The 23,803-nt window shown below is 58.4% G+C and carries 24 protein-coding genes and 2 pseudogenes; 18 read left to right on the top strand and 8 right to left on the bottom strand.

The window, feature by feature from the left end; genetic code table 11:
• The first annotated feature begins 50 nt into the window (after positions 1 to 50).
• Entirely contained in the window at positions 51 to 1,358 is a 1,308-nt protein-coding gene (locus CO656_RS24120; RefSeq protein ID WP_234819582.1) for a patatin-like phospholipase family protein, read from the top strand.
• Positions 1,359 to 1,722: 364 nt separating this feature from the next.
• Here the strand turns inward: CO656_RS24120 and CO656_RS24125 are convergent, their stop codons facing one another.
• Complete coding sequence (locus tag CO656_RS24125) at positions 1,723 to 2,586, bottom strand: MipA/OmpV family protein (RefSeq protein ID WP_234819583.1); 864 nt, start codon at positions 2,584 to 2,586, stop codon at positions 1,723 to 1,725.
• Between the two features lie 495 nt (positions 2,587 to 3,081).
• On the opposite strand from CO656_RS24125, the gene CO656_RS24130 reads away from it, so the two are divergent.
• The 3 genes from CO656_RS24130 (at position 3,082) to CO656_RS24140 (ending at position 5,839) form a co-directional block, all read left to right on the top strand.
• A complete protein-coding gene (locus CO656_RS24130; RefSeq protein WP_050988190.1) occupies positions 3,082 to 3,819 on the top strand; it encodes a response regulator transcription factor in 738 nt (245 codons plus the stop codon).
• Between the two features lie 104 nt (positions 3,820 to 3,923).
• Positions 3,924 to 5,213: an ATP-binding protein gene (locus tag CO656_RS24135; RefSeq protein WP_234819584.1), complete on the top strand. Its 1,290-nt coding sequence runs from the start codon at positions 3,924 to 3,926 to the stop codon at positions 5,211 to 5,213.
• 221 nt (positions 5,214 to 5,434) lie between these two features.
• Positions 5,435 to 5,839, top strand: a complete 405-nt coding sequence (locus CO656_RS24140) for a hypothetical protein (protein WP_234819585.1) — start codon at positions 5,435 to 5,437, stop codon at positions 5,837 to 5,839.
• 564 nt (positions 5,840 to 6,403) lie between these two features.
• Here CO656_RS24140 and CO656_RS30980 read toward each other — a convergent pair.
• The 7 genes and pseudogenes from CO656_RS30980 to CO656_RS24175 all read right to left on the bottom strand — a co-directional run.
• A pseudogene (locus CO656_RS30980) lies at positions 6,404 to 6,643 on the bottom strand (TetR-like C-terminal domain-containing protein); the annotation flags it as partial.
• Between the two features lie 888 nt (positions 6,644 to 7,531).
• Complete coding sequence (locus CO656_RS24150) at positions 7,532 to 7,975, bottom strand: TA system VapC family ribonuclease toxin (RefSeq protein WP_097527412.1); 444 nt, start codon at positions 7,973 to 7,975, stop codon at positions 7,532 to 7,534.
• Positions 7,972 to 8,199, bottom strand: coding sequence for a hypothetical protein (locus CO656_RS24155; protein ID WP_037415848.1), 228 nt, complete (start codon positions 8,197 to 8,199; stop codon positions 7,972 to 7,974). The genes CO656_RS24150 and CO656_RS24155 overlap by 4 nt, the downstream gene beginning before the upstream one ends.
• A gap of 845 nt (positions 8,200 to 9,044) precedes the next feature.
• Positions 9,045 to 9,728 (bottom strand): transporter substrate-binding domain-containing protein, encoded by a 684-nt coding sequence (locus CO656_RS24160; RefSeq protein ID WP_097527413.1) that lies wholly within the window; start codon positions 9,726 to 9,728, stop codon positions 9,045 to 9,047.
• Positions 9,715 to 10,506, bottom strand: a complete 792-nt coding sequence (gene hpaI / locus CO656_RS24165; RefSeq protein ID WP_097527414.1) for a 4-hydroxy-2-oxoheptanedioate aldolase — start codon at positions 10,504 to 10,506, stop codon at positions 9,715 to 9,717. The genes CO656_RS24160 and hpaI overlap by 14 nt, the downstream gene beginning before the upstream one ends.
• An 8-nt stretch (positions 10,507 to 10,514) precedes the next feature.
• Complete coding sequence (hpaH, locus tag CO656_RS24170; RefSeq protein ID WP_097527415.1) at positions 10,515 to 11,297, bottom strand: 2-oxo-hept-4-ene-1,7-dioate hydratase; 783 nt, start codon at positions 11,295 to 11,297, stop codon at positions 10,515 to 10,517.
• A 24-nt stretch (positions 11,298 to 11,321) separates the two neighbouring features.
• Complete coding sequence (locus tag CO656_RS24175) at positions 11,322 to 12,215, bottom strand: intradiol ring-cleavage dioxygenase (protein ID WP_097527416.1); 894 nt, start codon at positions 12,213 to 12,215, stop codon at positions 11,322 to 11,324.
• A 251-nt stretch (positions 12,216 to 12,466) separates the two neighbouring features.
• Between CO656_RS24175 and CO656_RS24180 the strand changes: the two genes are divergently transcribed.
• The 14 genes and pseudogenes from CO656_RS24180 (at position 12,467) to CO656_RS24245 (ending at position 23,591) form a co-directional block, all read left to right on the top strand.
• Complete coding sequence (locus CO656_RS24180) at positions 12,467 to 13,204, top strand: GntR family transcriptional regulator (protein WP_097527417.1); 738 nt, start codon at positions 12,467 to 12,469, stop codon at positions 13,202 to 13,204.
• Positions 13,204 to 14,025, top strand: a complete 822-nt coding sequence (locus CO656_RS24185) for a sugar phosphate isomerase/epimerase (RefSeq protein WP_097527418.1) — start codon at positions 13,204 to 13,206, stop codon at positions 14,023 to 14,025. The genes CO656_RS24180 and CO656_RS24185 overlap by 1 nt, the downstream gene beginning before the upstream one ends.
• A gap of 46 nt (positions 14,026 to 14,071) precedes the next feature.
• Positions 14,072 to 14,740 (top strand): amino acid ABC transporter permease, encoded by a 669-nt coding sequence (locus CO656_RS24190; RefSeq protein ID WP_097527419.1) that lies wholly within the window; start codon positions 14,072 to 14,074, stop codon positions 14,738 to 14,740.
• Positions 14,741 to 14,749: 9 nt separating this feature from the next.
• Positions 14,750 to 15,400, top strand: a complete 651-nt coding sequence (locus CO656_RS24195) for an amino acid ABC transporter permease (protein ID WP_097527420.1) — start codon at positions 14,750 to 14,752, stop codon at positions 15,398 to 15,400.
• Positions 15,401 to 15,441: 41 nt separating this feature from the next.
• Entirely contained in the window at positions 15,442 to 16,266 is an 825-nt protein-coding gene (locus CO656_RS24200) for a transporter substrate-binding domain-containing protein (protein WP_097527421.1), read from the top strand.
• A gap of 7 nt (positions 16,267 to 16,273) precedes the next feature.
• Positions 16,274 to 17,047, top strand: a complete 774-nt coding sequence (locus CO656_RS24205; RefSeq protein ID WP_179864836.1) for an amino acid ABC transporter ATP-binding protein — start codon at positions 16,274 to 16,276, stop codon at positions 17,045 to 17,047.
• 18 nt (positions 17,048 to 17,065) lie between these two features.
• Positions 17,066 to 17,926: a shikimate dehydrogenase gene (locus CO656_RS24210; protein WP_176536642.1), complete on the top strand. Its 861-nt coding sequence runs from the start codon at positions 17,066 to 17,068 to the stop codon at positions 17,924 to 17,926.
• Positions 17,927 to 17,939: 13 nt separating this feature from the next.
• The gene (locus CO656_RS24215) at positions 17,940 to 18,308 is read left to right on the top strand and encodes a 5-carboxymethyl-2-hydroxymuconate Delta-isomerase (protein WP_097527423.1); all 369 of its coding nucleotides are present in this window, start codon (positions 17,940 to 17,942) and stop codon (positions 18,306 to 18,308) included.
• 33 nt (positions 18,309 to 18,341) lie between these two features.
• Entirely contained in the window at positions 18,342 to 18,791 is a 450-nt protein-coding gene (gene aroQ / locus CO656_RS24220) for a type II 3-dehydroquinate dehydratase (protein ID WP_097527424.1), read from the top strand.
• A 7-nt stretch (positions 18,792 to 18,798) separates the two neighbouring features.
• Positions 18,799 to 19,836, top strand: coding sequence for a Gfo/Idh/MocA family oxidoreductase (locus tag CO656_RS24225; RefSeq protein WP_097527465.1), 1,038 nt, complete (start codon positions 18,799 to 18,801; stop codon positions 19,834 to 19,836).
• A 448-nt stretch (positions 19,837 to 20,284) separates the two neighbouring features.
• A pseudogene (locus CO656_RS31315) lies at positions 20,285 to 20,380 on the top strand (tetratricopeptide repeat protein); the annotation flags it as partial.
• A gap of 45 nt (positions 20,381 to 20,425) precedes the next feature.
• The gene (locus tag CO656_RS30990) at positions 20,426 to 20,701 is read left to right on the top strand and encodes a hypothetical protein (protein ID WP_234819586.1); all 276 of its coding nucleotides are present in this window, start codon (positions 20,426 to 20,428) and stop codon (positions 20,699 to 20,701) included.
• A gap of 1,031 nt (positions 20,702 to 21,732) precedes the next feature.
• Positions 21,733 to 22,728 carry an AraC family transcriptional regulator gene (locus CO656_RS24240; RefSeq protein WP_245428542.1) on the top strand — a complete coding sequence of 332 codons (996 nt, stop codon included), beginning with the start codon at positions 21,733 to 21,735 and terminating at the stop codon, positions 22,726 to 22,728.
• Between the two features lie 395 nt (positions 22,729 to 23,123).
• Positions 23,124 to 23,591: a hypothetical protein gene (locus tag CO656_RS24245; protein WP_097527426.1), complete on the top strand. Its 468-nt coding sequence runs from the start codon at positions 23,124 to 23,126 to the stop codon at positions 23,589 to 23,591.
• The last annotated feature ends 212 nt before the right edge of the window (positions 23,592 to 23,803 follow it).

A 23,803-nucleotide genomic window follows, 5' to 3' on the forward strand; every position in this document is an offset into this window, starting at 1 on the left:
AACGACAGAATCGATTAGTTCCGCCAGAGATATCTCGAAGAAATCTGGCTGTGAACTATGAAGGTTTGCTACTGCGGTCACCAAGTCTGGCGTACAGGCTTCGAAGCGGAAGCGGCATTCACGGCGGCTGGTGGACGGCTGGCGGACGCTTTGATGTCTCGTCGGAATTGCAGGTAGAGGCTACAGATATGCCTCGACTGCCAGCTATCCTCCTGTTGGCGTTTCTTGCTGGTTGTATGGCGCCGGGCCGTATTCCTTACGGGCCAAAAGCCGCATCGGCAGCCAGTGTCGAGGGGTTTGGCGATATCCGCATTTACGCGGATTCGCGTGGAAGTTTGCCCCAGGGACGTGCTTGGCTTCCTATCCTGAGACACAAGGAAATCAACTACCTCGTATTGTCGGGCGGAGGGGCCGGGGGCGCGTTCAGTGTCGGAGCGCTGAAGGCCTGGTCGGACAAGGGACAACGGCCCGAATTCGACATGGTCAGCGGCGTCAGCACGGGTGCGTTGATTGCACCTTATGCCTTTTTCGGGCCGGCCTACGACAAGGCGCTGGTCGATCTTTATACAAGCGGCGTCGCCCAGGAGTTGGTCGACGTGAGATTTCTGCTCAGGGGGCTGCTGGGCGCAAGTCTCCTCAACCAGGAACCGCTTCGGAAAATGGTCGAACGGTATCTGACGCACGACACACTGGCGAGAATCGCCGTGGAGCATCGCAAAGGACGGCGCTTGCTCGTTTTGACCTCGAACCTCGATTCCCAAAGAGCGGTGATCTGGAACATGGGTGCCATCGCCGACAGCAACCGGCCCGACGCGTTGCAACTCTTCCGGGACATCATCATCGCATCGGCCAGCATCCCGGGCCTCTATCCCGCTGTGCTCATCAAGGCCCAAGCCGGTGGGCGAATGTTTGAGGAGATGCACTCCGACGGAGGGGCAGCCTCCCAGATCCTGACCATCCCGGAGGGGTGGATTGCCAATGCAGAAGAGGACGAATGGCCCAAAGGGCCTAAGTTCAACATGTACATTCTCGTCAACAACGCCCTCATGCCGGAATTCGCCATGACCACAAACAATACGTTGATCGTCATGGCGAGGGCGAGTTCACTCCTCATCAAGGCACAGACACGCAGCGCGCTGCTGGCTACCTACGCCTATGCCCAAAAGACCGGCATTCGGTTTCGGATGGCTTCGATCGATGCGCAGGTTTCCTACGACATGACCGACCCATTCAATACGAATTACATGCGCTCGGTCTACAACTTGGGGTACGCAAGAATGGCAAGCGACAGCCTGTGGAAAGACAGGCCCTCGTTCACCGACACGCCGGCAGCCACACAGATGGCGCAGTGGCGATAGCCGCACCCGTCTTCCCTCACTTAGCAGGGGGCGCTTCCCCGCATTGCCCTGATAAGTATTCAACCGTGTTATGGAAAGGAAAGAGAATATCGAATCTCGTTGTTCACGCGACCATCACCCGCATCGTGCCGGCCAACGCCACGGTCGCCGGTCTGTCGACTGCGGCTCGCAGCCTCGTTCGTGGTTCCGGTGCTCGTCCGGAGACTGCCGCACGGCTAGCGGTCTTTCTGTGGAGGCCGAAGGCAGGGACGCCAGGCACGCTGGTCGCCGAACGCGACGATCCGGGTCGCGCTGTGCCGGCCACAGAAATTCCGCCGATCCCGATGCAGGGAGACCAGCGGAATTGCTGTTGTCTGCTGGTCTCCTAGAACTTGTAACCGACGACCAACATCGCTGACGGCTGCACATCGTCCTGAACGATCGGGCTGTCCTTCGCGTCGCCGGTCAGGAAGCCGACACCTGCTTGGCCTCGGATCAGCCAGTTTTCCGTCGCCATGTAGGTCACGGAGGCTTCGAGGTCGACGCGCTTGAGACCCGCGCCTGCATCGTATTGCCGCAAGCCTGACCGTGCGGACTGGGCAGCCGTTACCCCAAAGTAGCTCTCCATATGGTTGTCGTCGGCGAATGTCGCGGAAGCGCCCGCGGAAAGGATAAAGCGATCATGGTGATGGGAGACATTCGCTCCGACTTCACTGAGCAGACCGTCGCTGCCGCCAATCGTTTTGTCGACAGACGCATAAAGTTCCATGGGCCCCAGTTCATACGAGATCTGCGTTCCAACGACAGCGCCGGCGTCGATGTCACCGAGGCCCTTAAGGTGAGGGGAATCGTCTTCATCGCGCCCCCCTCCCATGTCGTAGCCGCCCTTCACCGTGAACTTGAAACCGTTGGACTTGAACACGTCGACGGCCACCCCGCCAGGATCGACGGTGACGCGATCACCGAAGGCTGCGGAGATCATAGGAATGGGGACGAGTTCAAACTCGTCGGATCCTTCGAATTTTGGCGCATAGATGGCTCCGGCGCCGACCATAACGTCCCAGTCCGAAAGCTTCTGGCGTATCCCACCGAAGCGTCCGTTGTCGAAGCTCCCTGACGGTGGAATGGCGGCCGCCTCGCTCTCGTAAACGTCGGCAGCGCGTGCCTGCAACAGGGGGCAAGCAAACACCGCGAAACCCGCAGCTATGGCGACACGCGGCCGGATTAAAAAGGACTTGGTCAATGACATTCGAACTCGCTCCTGGGGGCTGATCGAGAGAGTGTTCAACGCGGAATGCGTCATACCTCTCGCGGCCGCACTATCCCGGACGACGTCGTTAACTTGGGTTTTCTGATGTTAAGAAATGTTGGCGTGGCGATGCCGCTGGCCCCGCGGGTCCTGCCTATCAGAGCGAAACGCAGATAATGAGTGCAGAACGACACTCATTCGCAACAGTCCGCACAGCTTCCGCGTGAGTGTGCAGACCAGTTGTCTGCACCCGAACAATTCAAGGCCAGCCATCCGTTCAGACAAGCTCGGTCCAATACTCGTCATGGTGTGGCCAGCCGGTGATTTCGGTATCGATGATCGTCGCGCGGCCGACGGAGTGGTGGCGCCTCGCTACGGTCCAGCTTTAGCTTAACATATCAAAATATCTTCACCCGTGACTTTGGGTGTGTTTTGGCGACAATGAAACATCGTGCCTGAACCCAGCTTTCGATCACACCCTTGAAGAGCAACCACATGACAGCTCAACATCTCATCGCGCCAGAGACAGTGCCTCGCATTCTTCTTGTCGAGGACGACGACGAGATCGCTGCGATGGTCATCGAAATGTTGACGGAGAATGGTTTCGAAGCTGCTGCGGTTGGCTCAGCCGCTAACATGGATGCAATCCTGAAGAAGCAGTCCTTCGATCTGGTTGTGCTCGATGGCATGCTGCCGGGAGAAGACGGGTTCAGCATATGCCGGCGGCTGCGGGCCTCGTCGACCATTCCGATCGTGATGCTCACAGCACTTGGCGATGAAATTAATCGCATTGTAGGCATCGAGCTTGGAGCTGACGACTACATTACCAAGCCGTTTCATCCGCGGGAATTGATGGCGCGAATAAAAGGGCTGTTGCGGCGCGCCTCATACGGAGCGATCTCCCCCCCGCAGCAGACAGCCATGCAGTTCGCCGGTTGGCAGATCGATCCGATCCTGCGGCAACTCGTGAATCCGGAGGGCGTGCACGTTTCGATGACGACGGCCGAGTTCGATATTCTCCTCGCATTCTGCCAGAATCCCGGTCGCGTCATGACGCGTGAGCAGCTTCTCCGGCTGACCCATGCCGGTGCTGCAGGTCCGGTCGAACGCAGTATAGATGTTCACATCAGCCGAGTTCGCCAGAAAATCGAATTCAATGTTCGGGAGCCGACCCTGATCAAGACGGTCCGGCTCGGCGGCTACGTGTTCACGCCCAAAGTCGAGGCGTACTGATGTTTGCACGCTTTCAAGCTGGGTCGATCCGCCGACAGATTGCGGCCCTGGCTGTCGGCCCCGTCATCTGCCTCGTCATGCTGGGTGTAATTTCCGAATTGCTCTTGCGTGACGATCTGGAGAGTGTTTCGTATGCCAGAACGACGGCCTTGAAGATCGAGACGGTCGTCGATCAGGTTCGAGCGTCCACGTCCGCAGAGCAACGAGCGGCGATTCTAGACGCCACGTCCGGGACAGGGCTTCGGGTCGAACAGGTCTCGGCAGCGGAGCTTTTGAAGCAGGCAGATACGGACATCTCCTTTGAGGATGTCCGCCATCTTGTGCAGAACAATCTGCCAGCCAGCTTCGCAACGGCTTTCCGGGCGAAGACTTCCGCTGGAAAACTACACGATGTGCTGGTCGTCGGGGTCGGTGATGACCGGGCTCTGGCGTTCCTCCCTGCGCCACCGCCTCCGGATGCATGGATCAGCGATCAGCAAGTCAGCATCGTCCTGCAACTGATGGGTCTTGTCCTGCCCGTGGTTCTTCTGTCGCTCTATGCGGCACGGGTGATTGCGGCTCCCCTTCTTAAATTTGCGCAGGCCGCAGAAACCTTGAAGCCCGATGACGGGCCCGACAGGCCTTTCAACGAAGGCGGAGTGGCCGAAATCCGAACCCTAGCGAAATCATTGAATGACATGCGCAGCCGCGTTCGCAGCATGATCGATGACCGCACGCGCATGCTGCGCGCAATAAGCCACGACCTCCGTACACCACTGACGCGACTGCGGCTGCGGGCGGAGCGCTCGACGCAGCCGGAGCTGAAAGCAGCGTTGCTGAACGATATCTCAGCTCTCAGCGACATGGTCAACGATACGCTCAGCTATCTCAGCAAGGAGATGGCGGCCGAGAAACCGGTCAATGCCGACCTGCCCAGTCTGTTGACGACTGTTTGTTCCGATTTCTCCGACGTCGGCTTCAATGTGCGATATGTGGGACCGGAGCGCTTTGCCTATCGCTGCAAGCCGAGATCACTGGCACGTGCGATCACCAACCTCGTCGAAAACAGCACCAAGTTCGCTCACGAAATATCGGTGGAGCTTTCGATCCTTGGAAATGGGAGCCTGAGAATATGCGTCATCGATGACGGCCCGGGCCTTCCCGTCAGTTTGCGTACCCGGGTGCTCGAACCTTTCTTCAAGGCCGATACGGCGCGAACATCGACCGACCGCGGGGGGTTCGGTCTCGGGCTCTCGATCGTCGACGACATCGTGCGGGCACATGGCGGCACGATCGAACTCCTGAACAGAGCGCCGCAAGGTCTCGCGGCACAGATGGATTTTCCTACCGAAGGGCATGCGGCGAGCGGCGCCGCGCCTAAGCGAACGACTGGCCACGTTGGCTGCGCTGTGTGATTCCACAAGCCCCTATACCCGATCGCGTCAACGAGGCGCGCGAGAGCGACCGGGTGCTTCCGGAGCGGTTCGGGGTGGCAAATCATCGAGCCCGCTAAGTCGCTAGGTCCCGTCCTTTGGGACGAGTGGGCGAGGCCCGCAACAAAATCACACAAAACCAAACACACTCTTGCACAGGCAAAGGCTAAATTCTTCGTCTCCGTATGAGGAACTCGCCATCTTTGGAAGCCATTCGTCCCAACAAAATCCTTGTGTTTCTGCCCAAGGCGGCGGCCAATATGATCGCCACGAAACTGGCGGAGCGTGGGCATGAGTCGATCGCAGTGTCGACGGTGCCGGAAGTCTTTGAAGCACTCCGTTCTGATAATTGCTCCTTGGCCGTAACGACGCGACCGGAGATTGATCTTCTGCGCAGCATGCGTCCGATACCTGTAGTCAATCTTGAGATTTTCTTCCACGCAGCGCCTTCCGGCGACGGGCCATTGACAATGTCCAAAAGGTTCGACGGAAGCGCATTTATGAAACGGATCGAGTTCCTTGCTCAGCCTACGGGTAGAAGAGTTGTGCCCGGACTGGTTGCCTATGATCAAGGCAGGGTCGCTGTTGCGGACCTCGGTGAAGGCTAAGGCGAGATCATGGCCGAGGCGCACACCGAGATGGCGGCCGCTAGCGGGGACGCCGAACAAGCCAGAGCGGTTGAGCCGGCTGCCCGCCGACTGGCGACGAAAGCATCGGCTCCGCGCCGAAGATCAAAATAAATAACCGGTTGGCCACGTCGCCGGCAGCATCCAAATTGCTGGCGGGGAACGGGAGGACTTGCGCGGCTTTACTAGCCCGCCATGACTAGCCCCTCTGTGCAGGCTCTGTCGCCGTTTTGATTGGAACCATCCGCCACCATGAGGGGTCTAATATAAGTCCAATGCGGAGTATACGAAGCCTTGCTCGAGGGAGCCACGCGCGGTGCCGTTCCGACGACGAGCTTTACGCTTTCTGTCCAGAAGCGAAGCTGAGACTTTCCAACCAGGACGCTTGTCCGCGCCTCGCTGCTGGCCTTGACGGACCTGGATCTCAACGAAGGCAACGCGCTCTGCACGATCTACGAGGAAGTCATCGGTTGCCTTTTAGTCGGTACTCGCCGCAACGGGCCGGTAATATCGGTTGTGCGAGCGGATTTGGGTCCGCTTCGTTTTCTACCTTTCTTCGCGGGTCGCCACTGCTTCCAAGGCAATCGCGACGATGCTGTCGGCGAAGCCCGTGTCGAGTGAACGATGCCCGACAAGCAGCCGGTAGAAGACGGGTCCGTAATTCATGTCGAGCAGTACCTCGAGGTCGTGCTGCAATATAATCTCTCCTCGCGCGGCAGCCTGGGGCAACAAGGCGCGACCGGCCTCGCGGCTCGAGAGGATGACCTGGTTGCGGAAGGTTTTGGTGAATTCGCTTTGGAGTCGGCGGGCACGAGCGTCGTGGCGATTTGGCGCCCCTCTGGTGGTCTTTAAAGGCCTGGTTCAGCGATCGCATCTGCCCCGCGAGCGCCGCTCGCAGGCTTGTCCCGACTCCTGAGAAGATGCCCGGATCTCCGGACATCAAGGCGGCCATAGCGAGTTCGGAGGCGTTCGCCAATGCCTGTAGATCGTTGGCTTGCCCACGGAACGCGGCCCGCTGCTAAAAGTCGATCCGCATCACACGTCCGGGCGTCGAGCAGCTATGCTATTTTTCAGAGCGAACATAGGATCACAATCACTTGGTCCTTCGCCATCGGGGACTAATGGCCCTGGCCCTCGTACATCGCAACAACCGGGATGGGTCGGCTCTTTCCTCAGTCGAATGAGCGGAGAGCCAAGTCGACAGGCGTGCAGCCGAAAATGCGTACACCAACCATAGCGCAGCTAAAAGCGGATCACGGCGCCGAATATCGGGCCATGCTCGATCACGTCGAATTCAAATCCGTCGCTGCTCCATCTTCGATAGGCACATCCCCCGGGTTGAGCGAGCGTCTGTGGCTTGAGCGCGACTGCCAAAGGTGTTGAGCCGTGCCAATGCTCATTGTTCTCCTGGCGGGTGACGCGCCCGCGCGCGATGCATACATGTCGAGGAGAGCTGTGGCGACTTCTGGGGTGACGCCCGCCTCGGTCAAAGCCGCAAGGCGGCACGCGGTGACTGCGCCTCAAAAAAGATTGGCCAACCGGTCCTCAGCTGACCCATAGAGCAGCTGCCCGGCGCCGACTGCGGACAGAAGAAAGCACTCGGCGAGGGACTAAGCTCACAAGGGATTGACGCAAAGCCCGTTACAGAAGATTGCATAACGTCTCAACGGGAACTCACGACCTCTTCGTAGTGATCAGGTGCAAGGCGGAATTGCCCCCTGTGACCGCCGCTGCTGATAGCTTGCGATCGAATGTCGCCAGCTTGCCCCCACGCGCCTTGGCGAGGGCAAGTAGGTAGGTGTCAGTTACCTGCCCCGAAGTCAGGATCTTCGCGGGAGCGATATCACCTGACCCGACAAGGCTCACATCATCCGGCCAAAAGCTATGACCGGGGAGCGACCGCAATTTTCCGACTACCTCCATCACGAGTGACGGCGAACCGGGAGAATTGGGATATTTGGGGTTTCCGACGATCCGGATGACACCATTTTCGGTAGTGGGGCAAGTGGCCCACGCGGTCTGTCCATTGGACGCGAACCACTCGTGCGCGTCATCATGCGCTACGTGACCCGGATCGATTAGGGCGATCACCACATTGACGTCGAGCAGGAAAGTCACGGCAGTTCGTCACGCAAGGCGTTGACGATTTCGAGCGTCACCGGTGGCGCATTCGGCCGGGGTGACAGGAGAGGAATTCCATTGCGCTCGCCGCCACCGCGCGGCCGGCGCAGAGAACGCCGCGCCAGCTCGGAAATGACCTCGCCGACGCTTCGACGCTGCTGGGCTGCCATCGCCTTCGCTGCGATCAAAACATCATCGTCGATCGCCAGGGTCGTTCTCATATCCGCTCCACTTACGCATCAATCATCACGCATCATATAGAGCAACAGGGCGGGCTTCTCAAGGTTGATGGCGAACGAAGATGCAGTCATCGCTCCAATCTGTCCGCCGGCGCAGAGGGTTGAAATCACAATCTCAATTCATCCACGGTCGCCGGTCCGAATCCGTTCTCGGCGAAGGATAGAAGTCGACATCCCGCTTTTGGCATGTTGCCGGCTTTCGATTGTCTCAGTCGGGTGGGGAGCCGAAATTCGAGCGAACGAGCGAATCGGCCGCTAAGCGGGGACCTTTCAGCCATTCGTGTCGGCCGTACTAGGACGAATTTTAACTGCCGCCCTGTTGCTTGCGTCGAAGCTCTTCCCGGCAAGCTGATGGCGGTAGTGATCGTCCAGGCATGAAGCTGGTACTCCTGACGGGATGGTACAACTCGGCAAAAAAACCGCCGACCGGCTTGCGCGTCGCCTGATGATGCTCATCCAGTCGGTCGGATGGAGCTCGCAGTTTACCTGGCGCGGTCATGGTGCTGTGGGGGAGGAGCGCCGATCTAGGCCATTCTCGCGGCGGGGCGTGGCCGACGCGCGGGCACATCCATGCAGTCGTCATGACCGCCGTATGGCAACGACTAGGCAAGGATTTGCTGCGCCAGCACCACGAAGCACACGCCCAAGGGGGCGGCCACCGCCAACCTTTAGGGACAAGAGTTGCTCGACATCCTACTCAAAGGCTCAACGAAACATGAACTTCCGAGTCTGAACGCTTGAGAGGGAAGAGGATTCCAATTGACTGTTCGGGAGTTAACGTGTCGCGTCCCCTCGACCTGGCTCCCTCGCATGTGCCGCCAACTGCTTCAATTGCTAAACTTACCCGCACGGCAATGCTGTTGGATGAAGTCCGACAGGAAGGTTGAAGCGTGAACGCACCTCCGATGCACAGCGATCGCCTGAGGCACCTTCGAGAATGTCCCATCAACAATGCGGAAACCTGGATTCTCTTCGCAGAAGCGTGACAGAGACTCGGTCAAGCCCGCAGCCGCATTGCACCGGAAGGATACAAGCATGTCCAGGGCGGAGGCGGGATTTTCGGCATGGAGGACAATTGCATTTCTAACCTGTCGCTCAAGCTGCTTTGTATACGCAGCGGTTCTGGCGGCGGCAATGCGTACTCCTTTGACGTCGACATGCTCGACGCTGCCTAGCGGGCTACTGTCTGACACCAGAAAACTGGCGGTCACCGTGGTATAGGGGGGCGAGAAGGAGAACCTGTCGGCACGTGACGGATCGGAAGCAATGAATGCAACGTCCCACTCATTGTCTTCGGCAGCCGCAAGAATGTCAGCTGCCGATCCGTATCGGACCAGCGACAAACTGCAGTCGAGTTCTGCCGCAAGTGCGATCGCGATCTGCGCGCTCGGCCCTGTTAGAGCGCCTGTCACTGGATCGAGTTGGACAAGTGCGGCATTCGACATGTTGACCGCCGCTCTGATGACTCCTGTCGGTGCGATTTCAGTAAGGAGTTCATCACGTTGCGACATCGTGGGACGCTTCCTGAGATGCAAATCGTGCGGCGAGTGCTTCCGATCCCCTTGCTAGAACAGCGACATCGACACCAACGGCAGTAAATAGTGTTCCGAGCGAGATGCACCGTGCCGCGAACTTTTCATCCGGGGTAAGAATGCCTGCAGGCTTGCCCAACGCTTTCAGGCGTTCAATCGCGTCGACAATTGCATCGACCACCTCCGGGTGGCTCGGTTGGCCCCTGTGTCCGAAACTCGCTGCCAGGTCTGCCGGTCCTACGAATACGCCGTCCACTCCCTCTACCGACGCAATCGACTCGAGGTTGCCAAGCGCTTCCCGCGTCTCAACTTGCAGCAACAGGCAAATTTCCCGTTCCGCATTTTGCGCATAGTTCGCAACTCGGCCGAAACGAGTGGCGCGCGTCAAGGCAGAAACACCACGGATACCATCCGGAGGATATCGCACGGCCGCGACTGCGGCTTTCGCCTCTTCCGCGTTCTGAACGTAGGGAATGAGCAGTGTCTGAACGCCAATATCCAGGAAACGCTTGATGAGAACGGGGTCGTTGATGGCCGGGCGGACGACTGGGGAAACGTCGTATGGTGCGACCGCTTGCAATTGCGGCAGCACGGTCAGAACGTCAGCCGGAGAATGTTCCGTGTCGAACAGGAGCCAATCGAAACCTGAAGGCGCGACGATTTCTGCGGCGTAGCTTCCCGGCAAGCCACACCACAGGCCGATCTGACTTTGACCAGCAAGGAGCTTCCGCTTGAACCGATTGACAGGATGTTCCATCTAGCACCTCACACGAATGACACGCCGATGGAGCCAACAGGGCCATAGTCGGCCTGAATGACATCACCTTTTGCGATATCGACAGGACGCGTGAAGGAGCCGGCCAGGACTATTTGTCCCTTCTTCAGGCCACCGCCCACAGCATGAAGTTTGTTGACCAGCCAAGCGATGCCGGCTGCCGGATGTCCCATGATCGCCGCCGACACGCCCGACTCCTCGATGATGCCGTTCTTGGAAAGAGTCGCTCCGACCCAGCGGATATCAATGTCCATCGGTCGAATTATACGACCGCCAACGACGATGGCGCCGAAAGCCGCGTTGTCCGCAATGGTGTCGGTGATCGCTCGGGGGACTTCGGTCCGGTAGTCGATAATCTCGAGTGCCGGGACAACGAACTCGGTCGCACGCAGGACGTCATAGATCCTGGTGCCGGGCCCGACGAGATCCTCACCCATAACAAAGGCCAGCTCGACCTCCAGGCGCGGTTTGATGAACAAGTCAGCCTTGATCTGCGCTCCGTCATTATAAAGCGCATCGTCAAGAATGCAGCCGTAGTCCGGCTCCGTCATTTTCGAGGCCATCTGCATGGCGCGTGACGTCAGGCCGATCTTATGCCCGACGATCCGTGCGCCCTTGGCCACCCTCGCCTCCGCCCACAAAGCCTGAATCCGGTAGGCGTCCTCGAGTTCGAGGTTCGGGTAGGTCTCGCTAGGCTGTATGATCGGCTTGCGCTCGATTTCAGCTTTGAGCAGCGCGTCTGCCGCGGCCAGGCGTTCTTCTTCGGTGATCATATCGTTTGCTCTGCTGATTGTGATTTATTTGATCGGGGGACGCGGCAAAACGGCTTCGCCGGGCTCCATGACATAGGTGTAGTCGAGCGAGAACCACGGACCAGGAATATCCGTTTCGGTCGGATGAGGCTCCTCATGACGAGTGAAGTCGCCGGTCAGCGCTGCCGTGACACCGAACTGAACATCGGAGTCGATGTTCGGGTCGCTGGGGTCGAAGACTTGGGAAATCAGCGTCTTGTATCCGTGCTTGAAGATCAGTGCGTGCAGGTGCGCTGGTCGGTATGGATGGCGTCCCTGAGCTTTGAGCAGGCGTCCGACCACGCCATCGACCGGTATCGGATAGCCAACCATCTTGACGGTCCTGAACCAGAACCGGCCTTGCTCGTCGGTCATGAATTTGCCGCGCAAGTTCATCTCGGCCTGGTCCGGGTCCTGGTTTTCATAAAGACCGACGGGAGATGCATGCCACACATCCACTTCGGCGCCGGCAATTGGCTTACCGTCGCGGTCAACGACCTTGGCATGCACGAACAAGGGAGTGCCCGGCGTTTCGGATCGGATAATCGTCCCGCCATTTTCGACTCGCGGAGAGTTGAGGCGCCAGAATGGGCCGAGCAGCGACTGGGAGGTCTCAGTCTGTCCTCTGTCGCCATTGTTCAGCAGACAGACAAGTGAAGACACGCCAAGAGAACCCGCCATCAGCACAAACTCGTTGTGGTGATCAGTATGCAGCTTCCCGATCTCATTCAGCATGGCTGTCGCCTCCCGAAACTCGACCTCCGTCAATCGAACCTCGCGCACGAATGCATGAAGATGCTTGACCATCGCGACGAGGATTTCTCGCAGGCGGGGGTCTTCAGTGCGATTCATCACAGCAAGGACGGCTGGCGTCAGATCGCTTTCATTTTTGATCACCATGTGGGCTACCTCCCGATTTCCCCGACTATCCGAATAATCGATTATCTGTCAAGCGCTCCGTACATTATCGCGGCGCCAATAAGCCGAGAGAAGAAGCGCAGCGGCACGCGATGCGTTGATATTATTACGTATTATCTGCATCAGGGAAGATAGGCTTGACTTTTTGCAGATTTCAGTGCACTCAGATTGACACGAATAATCGTTTATTATATCGATCATCGACAATTAGTTCAGGAGCTTTGGGAGGAACAATGATACCGGATGACGACGGCGCATTTGCTCCGACGGCAGAAGATGCTCCATCGTCTTCTGGCTTTCTCGATGACGGCAAAAACACAATTGGGAGCCAGCTTGCATCCCGTCTGCGTGAAGCGATCATCTCCGGCGAGCTTCAGGCCGGCAGCAAGATCAATCTCGACAAGGCGCGCAAGACGTTCAACGTAAGCCTCAGTCCGCTGCGTGAAGGGTTGGCGCGGCTGATATCGGACGGTCTAGTGGAGTTCGAGGACAATCGCGGCTACCGCGTTTCATCAATTTCCTTGGCCAATCTGGAAGAGATCACCACCCTGCGCGAAGAGTTTGAAGTCTTTGCGCTTCGCGAGTCCATGCGGCTCGGCGATGTGGAGTGGGAAGGCAACGTCATGCGCGCGCTGCATCGCCTTAACCGCACCGAGCGTGACGCGGCTCGGCCAGAGACACTGGAGCGCTGGGAAGAGCTCCACCGCGAATTTCATCTGACACTCATATCGGGCTGCGGGAAGCCGATCCTGCTCCATTTCTGCAAATTGCTTCTTAATCTCAACGACCGTTATCGCCGGGTGTTTCTGACCCGCACGTCGGGTGACCGCAACGTCAGCCAGGAGCACAGCGAGATCGCTCAGGGAGCCGTCGCGCGGGATCTGGACTATTCGTGCGATATGTTGCGTCAACATATTCACCGCACGGGAACCAATCTGCGCAATCACCTCGCGACAAAGGGGATCTTGTGATGACCGTCGCGAAGCCAAGACCGGGCCTTGAACTGGGCGTGGCGCATTTTTCATCCATCGCGCTGCCGCCCAAAGAATTCGCCGTGATAGCTGCTCGGGCGGGTTTTGCGTCGATAGGTCTGCGTCTGCACCCCGCCTTTCCCGGAGCCCCTTTCTACGAGTTGCCGGTGGGCAGCCAAAGTGCCCAGGAGTTCAAGGCAATTGCCGATGGCGAAGGCATCAAGGTGTTTGATATCGAGTTCTTCGTGATCGATGAGAGCTTCGTTGCGGCCTCCCATGAGGCGACCGTGGCAGCCGCTGCGAACATAGGAGCGCGCCGGCTGAGTGTTTGCGGCGATGATCGAGACGGCGGCCGTCTTGCCACAAACCTTTCTGAGTTTTGCGCCCTCGCGGCGCGATATGGAATGTCAGTCGACATCGAAAACATGGGCTGGCGGACGGTAAGAACCTTTGGCGACAGTGTTGCGGTCGTGAATTCCTGTGGAGCAGAGAACGCCGGTGCCCTCGTTGATGGGATTCACTTCTTCCGAAACGGCGCTTCGATCGACGAGCTTCGCGGAAATGCAGGGAAGGTAAAACACGTCCAGCTTTGCGACGTCCGCGGGCCTGCTCCCAAAACAACGGACGCAATGATCGCCGAGGCGAGAAGCGGTAGGCTCGCTCCTGGAGAAGGCGAATTGCCATTGAAGGACCTCTGGGCGGCAACCGAATACGGCGCTGCTATCTCGGTTGAAGTGCCACTCGTCGGGCCGGTGGACCCGGAGGCACATCTAAAACATCTGCATGACAGCGCACTGGGAATTTTGAAACCGGATCATTGATCCGGCGCCGACGCGGCGTAAGCCGGTCGGAGGGAGGAAGTCTTACATGACTTATACGTTTGATTTCGGTGCGGTCCTCGACCGCGCCCCGGAATTGCTATGGGCCTCGCTTGGAACGCTTGGCCTTGCGTTGGCTGGGATGGTCCTCGCACTCGTCATAGGACTCCTGGGCGTTGTTGCAAGGTCTTCCAAGAGCAAGATGACACGCACTCCCGTGATCCTCTTCGTCGAGGTCGTGCGTAATACGCCATTCCTGGTGCAGATCTTCTTCATATATTTTGCCCTTCCTCTCATGGGCATACGCCTCAATCCGACCGTCACTGCGATCATTGCCCTCGGGATCAATGGCGGGGCGTACGCAATCGAGATCATCCGAGGCGGGGTCGAGAGCGTGTCGCGCGGCCAGATCGAGGCAGGTTTCGCACTTGGTCTGCACAAGGCGGACGTTTTCCGGCTCATCGTGCTCAAGCCGGCGCTGCGGGCGATTTATCCCTCGCTCACAAGCCAGTTCATCATGCTGACACTGACAACGTCTGTCTGCACGTCAATCGCCGCCTACGAACTGACCTCGGCCGCTCAGCGCATTGAATCTGACACCTTCCGCAGCTTCGAAGTCTATTTCACGGTGACCGCAATCTACCTGGTTATTTCGACGCTGATGATGGGCCTCTTTGCCCTCATTTCTCGCCACTACTTCAACTACCCGACGCGATAGGAGGCAGCCATGGGTCCCATCGGCGAAAATGAATTCTTCTTTTTGATGCAGGGTTTGAAGTGGACCGTGTTGCTCGCGATCGTGGGCTTCATCGGTGGGGGTATATTCGGAATCCTGACAGCGCTGCTGCGCACCTCGAAGAAGAAGGTCTTCCGGACGATCACCGCAGGGTATATCGGCATCTTCCAGGGCACGCCCCTTCTGATGCAGCTCTTCGTTGTCTATTACGGCGTTGCGCTGTTGGGCATCGAGGTCAACGCGTGGATCGCGGTCGCAATCGCCTTCACGCTCCATGCCAGTGCTTTCCTGGGAGAGATCTGGCGCGGCTCCATCGAGGCTGTGCCGAAGGGCCAGACGGAAGCCGCCAACGCCCTCGGTCTGCATTATGTCTCGCGGATGAAAGACGTCATCCTGCCGCAGGCCCTGAAAATCTCGATGCCGGCCACGATCGGCTTCCTTGTCCAGCTCATCAAGGGCACGTCGCTAGCAGCAATCGTCGGCTTCATTGAACTGACTCGCGCCGGCCAGATCATTTCAAACCAGACCTATCGTCCGCTGCTCGTCTTCGGGATCGTCGCCGCAATCTACTTCATCATTTGCTGGCCCCTCTCCCATGCCGGAAGTGGCCTCGAAAAACGGATGGCGAAAGCCGCCCGCTAACCGCTTCGCTGGAAGCAAAACCCTGGAGGAGGAGCATACTTATGCATACCAATCGTCGGAATTTTCTCGGACTTGCACTGGCAACTGTTGCCTTCACAACCGTCGGCGCTGCCGCCGCCTCTGCGGCAACTGTAGAAGAAATCAAGGCAAAGGGCACGCTGGTCGTCGGCATCCAGGGCGACAACGCGCCTTGGGGTTTCGTCAATACGAGCGGCCAGCAGGACGGCTTCGACGCTGACGTCGCCAACCTTTTTGCAAAGGAGTTGGGCGTTAAGGTTCAATTCCAGCCGCTCGCCGTTGCCAACCGCATTCCCGCGCTAACGACCGGCAAAGTCGACATCCTGTTCGCAACGATGGCAATGACGGAAGAGCGGGCGAAATCAATTCAATACAGCAAGCCCTACGCCGCCAACACGATTTCGCTTTATGGCGCGAAATCCGACACGGTTACGAAGCCTGAAGACGTTGCGGGATGGGAGATCGGCGTTCCGAAGTCCAGTTCGCAGGATAAGGCAGTAACGGACGCCGTCGGATCCACCGCAACGGTTCGCCGGTTTGATGATGACGCCGCAACCATCCAGGCTTTGATCTCCGGACAGGTAAAGGCGGTTGGCGGCAACCAGTTCTATGGTCAGCGGCTGGATGCGGCGAGTGCCGGCACCTTTGAGCGCAAGATTAACTTTCTGACGACCTACAACGGAGTCGGGACCCGTCTCGGCGAGAAGGACTGGAACGAAGCCGTCAACGCCTTCATCGAGAAGATCAAGGCCAATGGTGAGCTTGCCGCCATCACCAAGAAGTGGATGGCGATCGATCTGCCGCAGTTCCCTGAATCCATTCCGAACATCCCGTTCACCGTCAATTAAAGCCCAAATGGAGGGTTCCGTGCTCAATTCCGCAAACGATCAACCGACGCTGATTTCCCTTGAGGATGTGCAGAAGTGGTACGGCGCTTTCCATGCCTTGAAATCCATCAGTCTGTCGGTCCGCAAAGGCGAAAAAATCGTCCTCTGTGGGCCGTCAGGCTCCGGAAAATCGACGTTAATCCGCTGCATCAATGCCCTCGAAACGATCGAGGAAGGCAAGATTGTCGTCGAGGGTCAGGTACTGGACGGAAGCACCAAATCCGTCGATGCGATACGGCGCGAAGTGGGAATGGTCTTCCAGAGCTTCAATCTCTTCCCGCACATGACCGTACTTCAGAACTGTACACTCGCCCCGATGCGTGTTCGAGGCACAAGCCACGCTGACGCAGAGCGACTGGCTCGAAAATATCTCGAGCGCGTTCGAATCCTTGACCAGGCTGAAAAGTATCCTGCGCAGCTATCCGGCGGGCAACAACAACGCGTTGCCATCGCTCGCGCGCTCTGCATGGAGCCGAAGGTCATGCTCTTCGACGAACCGACCTCTGCCCTCGATCCCGAAATGGTGAAGGAGGTGCTCGACACCATGATCGGCCTCGCCCGTGACGGCATGACGATGATCTGTGTCACTCATGAAATGGGCTTTGCCCGTCAGGTCGCTGACCGCGTCATCTTCATGGCCTCCGGAGAAATCGTCGAAGAGGCCGAACCGGAGGTCTTCTTCAAGTCTCCCAAGCACGAACGCACAAAAACCTTCCTCGGCGAAATCCTTGCCCACCACTGACGTCCGAAGGCGATCCCAATGCGCGACAAGAAATTCCTCGTGGGACTGATCGGGGCCGACATTCAAATGTCGAAGTCCCCGGCTCTCCACGAAACGGAAGCTCGACATCAGGGCCTCGATTACCGCTACGAGCTTCTCGACCTGGCCGAGCGAGGCCTTCCTGCCTCGGCGCTGCCGGACCTCCTAGACGAGGAGGAGCGGCGCGGTTTTGCCGGGAGCAACATTACACATCCGTGCAAGCAGTCGGTGATCGCCCACCTCAATCGCCTTTCCGAGGATGCAGAGATGCTCGGTGCGGTCAACACCGTGGTGTTTCGTGACGGCGAGAGGATCGGCCACAACACTGATTGGTACGGTTTCTACGAGAATTTCCGGCGCGGCCTTCCGGACGTCGCGAAGTCGCATGCCGTCCTGCTTGGCGCCGGCGGCGCCGGTGTCGCCGTGGCGCATGCCGCAATGAAGCTCGGTATTGAGAGACTATCGATCTTCGACCAGGATTCGACACGGGCAGAAAACTTGGCTGGGCAGTTGAATGATCGGTTCTCAAGGGGTTGTGCGCGCGCCACGACGGATGTCGGCAGCGCCCTGGGCTCCGCGGACGGCCTTATCCACGCGACGCCCACGGGTATGAAGAGCCATCCTGGCTTGCCGATCGACCCAAAATGGCTTCTGCCACGGCATTGGGTCGCCGACATCGTCTATATGCCGCTCGTCACAGAGCTCCTTGCTCTCTCCGAAAGAAAAGGCTGCCGGACCCTTCGTGGCGGCGGCATGACCGTCTACCAGGCAGCAGCGGCTTTCGAATTGTTCACCGGGATAGCACCCGACGCAGAGCGCATGTCCCGTCACTTCATGGACTTGTGCCGCCTGTCGGCTTGATGGAGAGATCCCAATGCCGCATATCATCATCGATTATGGTCGGGGCGCAGGCGAGCACGTAGCCATGGACCGGCTCACGCTGACCGTGCATCGCTGCGTTCGCGACGGCGGCCTAGTGAAACCTTCCGCCGTGCGCACGCTTGCGCGGGAGGCGACATACTCCTGCGTGGGCGATGAGCATGTCGATAGTCATTTCATCCAAATCATCGTGCGGATGGCACCGGGTCGTACTGCAGAGACCAAGCAGAAGCTCCTCACTGCCGTTCTCGACGCCGCGCGGACGATCGCCGCGCCTGCTCTCGAAGCGGGAAGGCTCGGCTTGCGCGCAGATCTCTACGAGTCGGACCCTGATTTTGCTGTTCAAGCAATCACGTTCGTCTGACCAGGACGACGTGCTCGAGAAAGACACTATGCTATGAGCCTGATCTACGTTCTCAATGGACCAAACCTCAACCTGCTTGGCAAACGCCAGCCGCACATCTACGGGCATGAAACGCTCGCAGACGTAGCGGCGGACTGCCGCAAACTGGCAGCCGAACTCGGTCATGAAATCCGCTTTCATCAGAGCAACCGGGAATACGAGATCATCGATTGGATTCATGAGGCGCGCGAGGACGGTGCGGGCATCGTCATCAATCCGGCAGCCTTTACCCATACCTCACTCGCCATCCTCGACGCTCTGAACACATTTGAAGGACCTGTGATCGAGATCCACATCTCCAATGTGCACAAGCGCGAAAGCTTCCGACACCATTCGTTCGTTTCGCACCGCGCGGACGGCGTGATCTGCGGCCTTGGAACAGAAGGATACCAGCTTGGCATCCGGCGCGCCGCGACAATGATCAAGGCGGCGAGCAAGAGCTGAGTTGACCATGACCCAACGGGTTAAGCTGGCCGTACTTGGCGCAGGCCTCATCGGTAAGCGCCATATTCAACACGTCCTGGCCGAGCCCTTGGCGCAACTCATTGCGGTGGTCGATCCCACGCCGGTTGGCGAGACTATTGCCAAGGAAGCCGGCGTGAAGTGGTTTACGAGCTTCGCGGACATGATTGCCGCAGACCGACCTGACGGGATAATCGTGGCTACGCCCAACCAGGCTCACGTCCAGAACGGGTTGGAAGCCGTTGAAGCCGGCGTTCCCGCACTCATCGAGAAACCTATCGCCGACGACATTATATCCGGGGAAAAGCTGATCGCAGCGGCTGAGGAAAAAGGTGTTCCTCTATTGACCGGCCATCATCGCCGACACAATCCGGTGACGCAGAAGGCAAAGGAAATCATCGAAAGCGGGAAGCTCGGCCGCGTTCTTGTTGTCAATGCGATGTTTTGGCTATTCAAGCCCGACGAGTACTTCGACATCTCGTGGCGTCGTGAGCGCGGTGCGGGGCCGGTTTTCCTCAATCTCATCCACGACGTCGATAATCTGCGCTACCTTTTCGGCGATGTGGCTGCGGTTCAGGCACGCGAGTCCAACGCGGTGCGCGGCAACGCAGTTGAGGAAACGGCTGTGATCCTGATCGAGTTCAAGAATGGAGTTTTGGGAACTGCGACAGTCTCGGACGCGGTGGTCGCACCGTGGAGCTGGGAGATGACAACCGGAGAGAATCCGGCTTACCCCAAAACCGAGCAATCCTGTTACATGATCGGAGGAACGCACGGGTCGTTGGCTGTTCCGTCGCTCGAGGTCTGGTGCAATCCTGGTAAACGGAGTTGGTGGCAGCCATTTGACCAAACGCGTATCGAGGTGGACGACGAGGACCCGCTCGTTCTGCAGATCAGGCAATTCTGCAAGGTGATCCGCGGAGACGAACCGCCGCTTGTCAGCGGGCGTGAGGGGCTCGAAACCTTGAGGGTAGTCGATGCGGTAAAACGCGCTGCGGCAACGGGTGAACGTATCGAGTTGAACTGACGCCTGAGTAATGTGACCGCCTGCTCGCCCTTCGCGTCTCCTTGCATCCGATGCGATGAGAGCGCCGGCTCAACACCGACGTTAGGCATCGCGCTTCTGGCGGAGGGAATCGTCGCCGCCGCTCTGTCTTCGCCCGCCATCGAATGGCAACGACGCAACGCTTCATCGAATTTCGGGGTGACTGCTTGAAGCCGACTTAGGGCAGAAATCAAAGTCCGGCTTGACGTGCCTTTTTTGTCTTTCGGTACTTGGGCCGGATTAGCGCAACGGGTCGACCATCCCCGTTCCCCCTCGTCGCAGTAGGGTCCTGGTCGCGTCAAATCAGTGCGGGGCGGGGACCCGCCGCGGCTTTAGGCTTTGCCGTCATGCCGTCGCAGTAGCAGCAGAAATGGCGGAGTTCGACCAGGCGATCGACCTCGATCCCAATCTGTTCTAAGCATATTACTTCTATGCCCGCGCTTGCTTTACCCAAGGGAAACTGGACGAAGCGGCCAGGCATTTCCAACGCGCCGCAGAGATCAAACCTGACGACTACCAGTCCTTGCTCGTGCTGGTAAACGTTCTCCGATCGCTCGGGCAGGAGAAGGAAATGAAAGTGGCGGCGCGGGAAGGTGTCGCGCGCGCCGAGCGTGAATTCATGCTGCGCCCGGAAAACTCGAGAGCCGCGTATCTAGGCGCGGTGGGTCTCGCGGCGCTTGGCGAGCTTGATCGTGCCAAAGAATGGGCAGCCCGCGCTTGGCCATCGATCGGGACGACTGTCTGGCCAAATACAACGTCGCTTGCTTTTATTCCCTTGAGGGTGAAGCTGATCGAGCGGTCGACCTGCTGCTTGAGCTCCTCCCGAGCGCCATCCATGAAACAATGAGGTGGGTTGAATACGACTCGGATCTCGTTGGATTCGTAGCATCCACGCTTCCCGCAGGTGCTCGAACTACTCGGGTAAGAGAGACGAAGCTCGCGACGGGGCGGGCGGCGGGCAGCGGGCGCTTATGCACTGCAACTAGGACGCTTTTCAGAGCGCCCCTCATGGTTGCCTCGCTCTGTGTCCTTGCACAAGGCAGCCTGTCCAAGTCGTAGTGCGGTGACGGACGCCTGACGATGCGTTGCGGTGATGGAGGAAACTTGGTTGCACAAACATGTTGATTTAAGCATTCAGATGGATGACGTGTTTCGCCGGCAATGTGGCCGGCAGCATGATAAGCGGATTGTTTGAACGAGGGCCCCTCCTGAAAAAGTTGCCTCCATGAGAAACGCAAACCCGGTTGTCCGGCCTCTCCCGATGAGGTTGAGGCTTGAAGCCGCGATGGTGCTCAGACAGTATAATAAGGCGCATTGCCGTGCCGACCGACTTCGGCAGCAGAAGCACGAACTCGACAGGCGAGGACGAGCCATACTGCAGCAATGGGTTGATCTTAAGGCGCAGAAGGCGCCGGCCGTAGAGCTGGACGCACTACTATCCCAATCTCGGATAATAGCCGAACAACGCTGCACGCTCATACAGCAATTGATCGAGGCTGAATGCGCCCTTGTGGCCGCCTTTGAACGTGCACAAGTGGTCCTGCGGAAACTGGGTTTCGGCCGAGAAACATACGCCGGGTGAATCGCACGCTCTGCAGCGTCGTCATCTTCGGTCGGCAAGCCCTTGGCCGTTGTGCGAAGGGCAAGGGGCCTCGATGGCGGCGCCTCTGATGCAAGGGCGCCTCTGCCAGACGCCACGTGCTGGGCGCCCGTCCGATTTCTGCGTCTTGCGGATAAGATCCTCGCAACATGTACAGCCGAAAGCATGGTCCGTAACGGATTTTGAAGCTTCTGTCATGCTTGTTCTATATGGGAGCCGACTCTGCTGGTCGTTGCGTACTCAACCAAAGACTCCTCGGTCAAGATCGATCGCTATGATTGACCCGGCTAACGTCGAATTGCTCTTCGGTCGCTCATCGCAACCTTATCGCGTTACAATTGAGGACTGCACCGCAAATATCCGACTCAACGATAGAAGATACAGACGTGCAGCAAAGCGAAACGATCGTTCACGCAAGCGGGGACTCTGAGATCCTCAACGTCATTCCGGCGTCGGCTGGGCCGCGACTGGCAACGGCCAGAGGCGGGGCGATCCATGCTATCCGGCCTCCCGGATCGCAGACGCTGGTAGCCGAGAATCACTTTGCCGCCGTGATGCTCGCGCCGGCGCAACGGATCCGAGCCGCTCTTGGCAGCGACCGGATGCAGGAATACGACGCTCCCGTGGGTGCTATCGTCATCCAGCCGCCGCATGTTGAGGTGAGGGCGGAATGGACGAGCACGCGAGAAGAGCTGATTGTTGCCTTCAGGTCGGAAAGCCTTCTTGATCTCGCCATGCGTGAACTGGAGCTTGGCGAGGTAGCACTTCAGCCGCCGGCATTCGGGACCGTCGACTTGAAAGCTCTGCGGTTTGCCGAACTGTTGAAAATGGAACTGATACAGCAGGAGCCGCCAAGCGAAATCTATGTGGACTCGCTCGTCACCCTCTTCGGCATTCATCTGCTGAGAGGCTACTCGGCGGCGCGCAAGCAACCTGCGGACGTGAAGGGCGGTCTTTCCGCTGCAGGCGCTCGCAGAATCCGGGAATTCCTGCATGAGAACTTCACCCGTAAAATGACAGTGGCGGAGCTTGCTGCGATAGCCGGGCTGTCGCCATACTATTTCATTCGAGCCTTCACCAAGACATTCGGGCAGCCGCCGCACCAATATGTGCTGGCGCTACGGCTGTCGTTTGCGGAAAAATTGCTGGGCGACAACAATTTGACGATCGCCGAAGTGGCCTATCTCAGCGGCTTCTCGAGCCAAAGCCACCTTACTGCCGTTATGCGGAAACACCGGGACATTACCCCGACGGAAATACGGATGAGACTCTAGCTCCTGCTACGACCAAAACATTACTGATAAAGCAACTTCTAAAGAAAATCCCCCATAAAATCAGTGTGATAAAAAGGTGACGAGTTTTCATTGAAGGCGTCTTTCCAGCAATCTTCTGATATGCGGAGCAATTTCCTGAAATACCGCCGGCCCGGCGTGTGACACGCATGAAGCGCCGAACTGTCGATGTTTGAGCGGCTGGATGCAACGACAGACGGTGCTGCGTGAGGGGTGCCACATGGCAGCAGAGGTTATTTCGCGAGGCTTGCGTCCGGGTGGGGCTGGATGACGATGGAGAACTGGAGTGCCGGGGGATGGGGAACGATACCGCGAGGCTGGACGCGGGTCTTCAGCCGCAGGGCGGCATTCGACGTCCTGGCTAGGAGGCTTCGGGGATGAGCGGCGAAGCGGCCCCGAACATGCGGCAAACACTTTCCGAAGCCGTTGACCAATCGGTGCGGCGAGCACTGGAGACGCTCGAAGAGCGTTACGGAAGCGCGCTATCCGAAGCCAAACGGGACCTGCTGCTTGCCCACTACGTCTACGGTCTTGCAGCAGTGCTCCTTGCGAGCGAGGCTGGCGCCCGGCAACTCGAGGCGATCGAATCCCATCTCAAAGAGGTGATCCCGGCCGAGCGAGCCGCGACGGCTCTGCAAGCGGTGCCGGAGGAGGGCGATGCTTGGCTGATGAGCACGCTGGATAGCATCGAAGCAATCGGTGGAAAGCACGGTCATGCGCTTCTGGCGCATGGTGCCGCTGCCAGCCACCTCAAACCATTCTTGAACAGAAACACATCGGTGGCGGGGCCGGCGGAGCCTGCCGCGATCGAGAGCAGAGCGGTAGAGGAGATACTCACCCGATGATAGCCATGCGAGGAACTGCTGCCCGGCGCGGTCTCACCTGCTTTGCAGGAAATTGGATTCTTGGTGCGGAAAAGAGCGACCGTTCGCTTCGCCGTCGCCTCATGGCCGTCCTGCGCATGGCACATCTCGCGCTTGGCGTGAAGCGTAATCGGATCGGCCTTGGTGCGCTCGGGTTTGGAAACGCATCTTGTGCCGCAGGATCGTCAGGAACG

The sequence above is a fragment of the Sinorhizobium sp. FG01 genome, assembly GCF_002531875.1.
In the GTDB taxonomy this organism is placed as follows: Bacteria; Pseudomonadota; Alphaproteobacteria; order Rhizobiales; family Rhizobiaceae; genus Sinorhizobium; species Sinorhizobium fredii_C.

Bases quoted from the DNA above. Each gene is read 5' to 3' on its own strand.
- CO656_RS24125 (WP_234819583.1), bottom strand. From the start codon at position 2,586: ATGTCATTGACCAAGTCCTTTTTAATCCGGCCGCGTGTCGCCATAGCT.
- CO656_RS24130 (WP_050988190.1), top strand. From the start codon at position 3,082: ATGACAGCTCAACATCTCATCGCGCCAGAGACAGTGCCTCGCATTCTT.
- CO656_RS24155 (WP_037415848.1), bottom strand. From the start codon at position 8,199: ATGAGAACGACCCTGGCGATCGACGATGATGTTTTGATCGCAGCGAAG.
- CO656_RS24160 (WP_097527413.1), bottom strand. From the start codon at position 9,728: ATGTCGCAACGTGATGAACTCCTTACTGAAATCGCACCGACAGGAGTC.
- hpaI (WP_097527414.1), bottom strand. From the start codon at position 10,506: ATGGAACATCCTGTCAATCGGTTCAAGCGGAAGCTCCTTGCTGGTCAA.
- hpaH (WP_097527415.1), bottom strand. From the start codon at position 11,297: ATGATCACCGAAGAAGAACGCCTGGCCGCGGCAGACGCGCTGCTCAAA.
- CO656_RS24175 (WP_097527416.1), bottom strand. From the start codon at position 12,215: ATGGTGATCAAAAATGAAAGCGATCTGACGCCAGCCGTCCTTGCTGTG.
- CO656_RS24180 (WP_097527417.1), top strand. From the start codon at position 12,467: ATGATACCGGATGACGACGGCGCATTTGCTCCGACGGCAGAAGATGCT.
- CO656_RS24185 (WP_097527418.1), top strand. From the start codon at position 13,204: ATGACCGTCGCGAAGCCAAGACCGGGCCTTGAACTGGGCGTGGCGCAT.
- CO656_RS24190 (WP_097527419.1), top strand. From the start codon at position 14,072: ATGACTTATACGTTTGATTTCGGTGCGGTCCTCGACCGCGCCCCGGAA.
- CO656_RS24195 (WP_097527420.1), top strand. From the start codon at position 14,750: ATGGGTCCCATCGGCGAAAATGAATTCTTCTTTTTGATGCAGGGTTTG.
- CO656_RS24200 (WP_097527421.1), top strand. From the start codon at position 15,442: ATGCATACCAATCGTCGGAATTTTCTCGGACTTGCACTGGCAACTGTT.
- CO656_RS24205 (WP_179864836.1), top strand. From the start codon at position 16,274: ATGGAGGGTTCCGTGCTCAATTCCGCAAACGATCAACCGACGCTGATT.
- CO656_RS24210 (WP_176536642.1), top strand. From the start codon at position 17,066: ATGCGCGACAAGAAATTCCTCGTGGGACTGATCGGGGCCGACATTCAA.
- CO656_RS24215 (WP_097527423.1), top strand. From the start codon at position 17,940: ATGCCGCATATCATCATCGATTATGGTCGGGGCGCAGGCGAGCACGTA.
- aroQ (WP_097527424.1), top strand. From the start codon at position 18,342: ATGAGCCTGATCTACGTTCTCAATGGACCAAACCTCAACCTGCTTGGC.
- CO656_RS24225 (WP_097527465.1), top strand. From the start codon at position 18,799: ATGACCCAACGGGTTAAGCTGGCCGTACTTGGCGCAGGCCTCATCGGT.
- CO656_RS30990 (WP_234819586.1), top strand. From the start codon at position 20,426: ATGAAAGTGGCGGCGCGGGAAGGTGTCGCGCGCGCCGAGCGTGAATTC.
- CO656_RS24245 (WP_097527426.1), top strand. From the start codon at position 23,124: ATGAGCGGCGAAGCGGCCCCGAACATGCGGCAAACACTTTCCGAAGCC.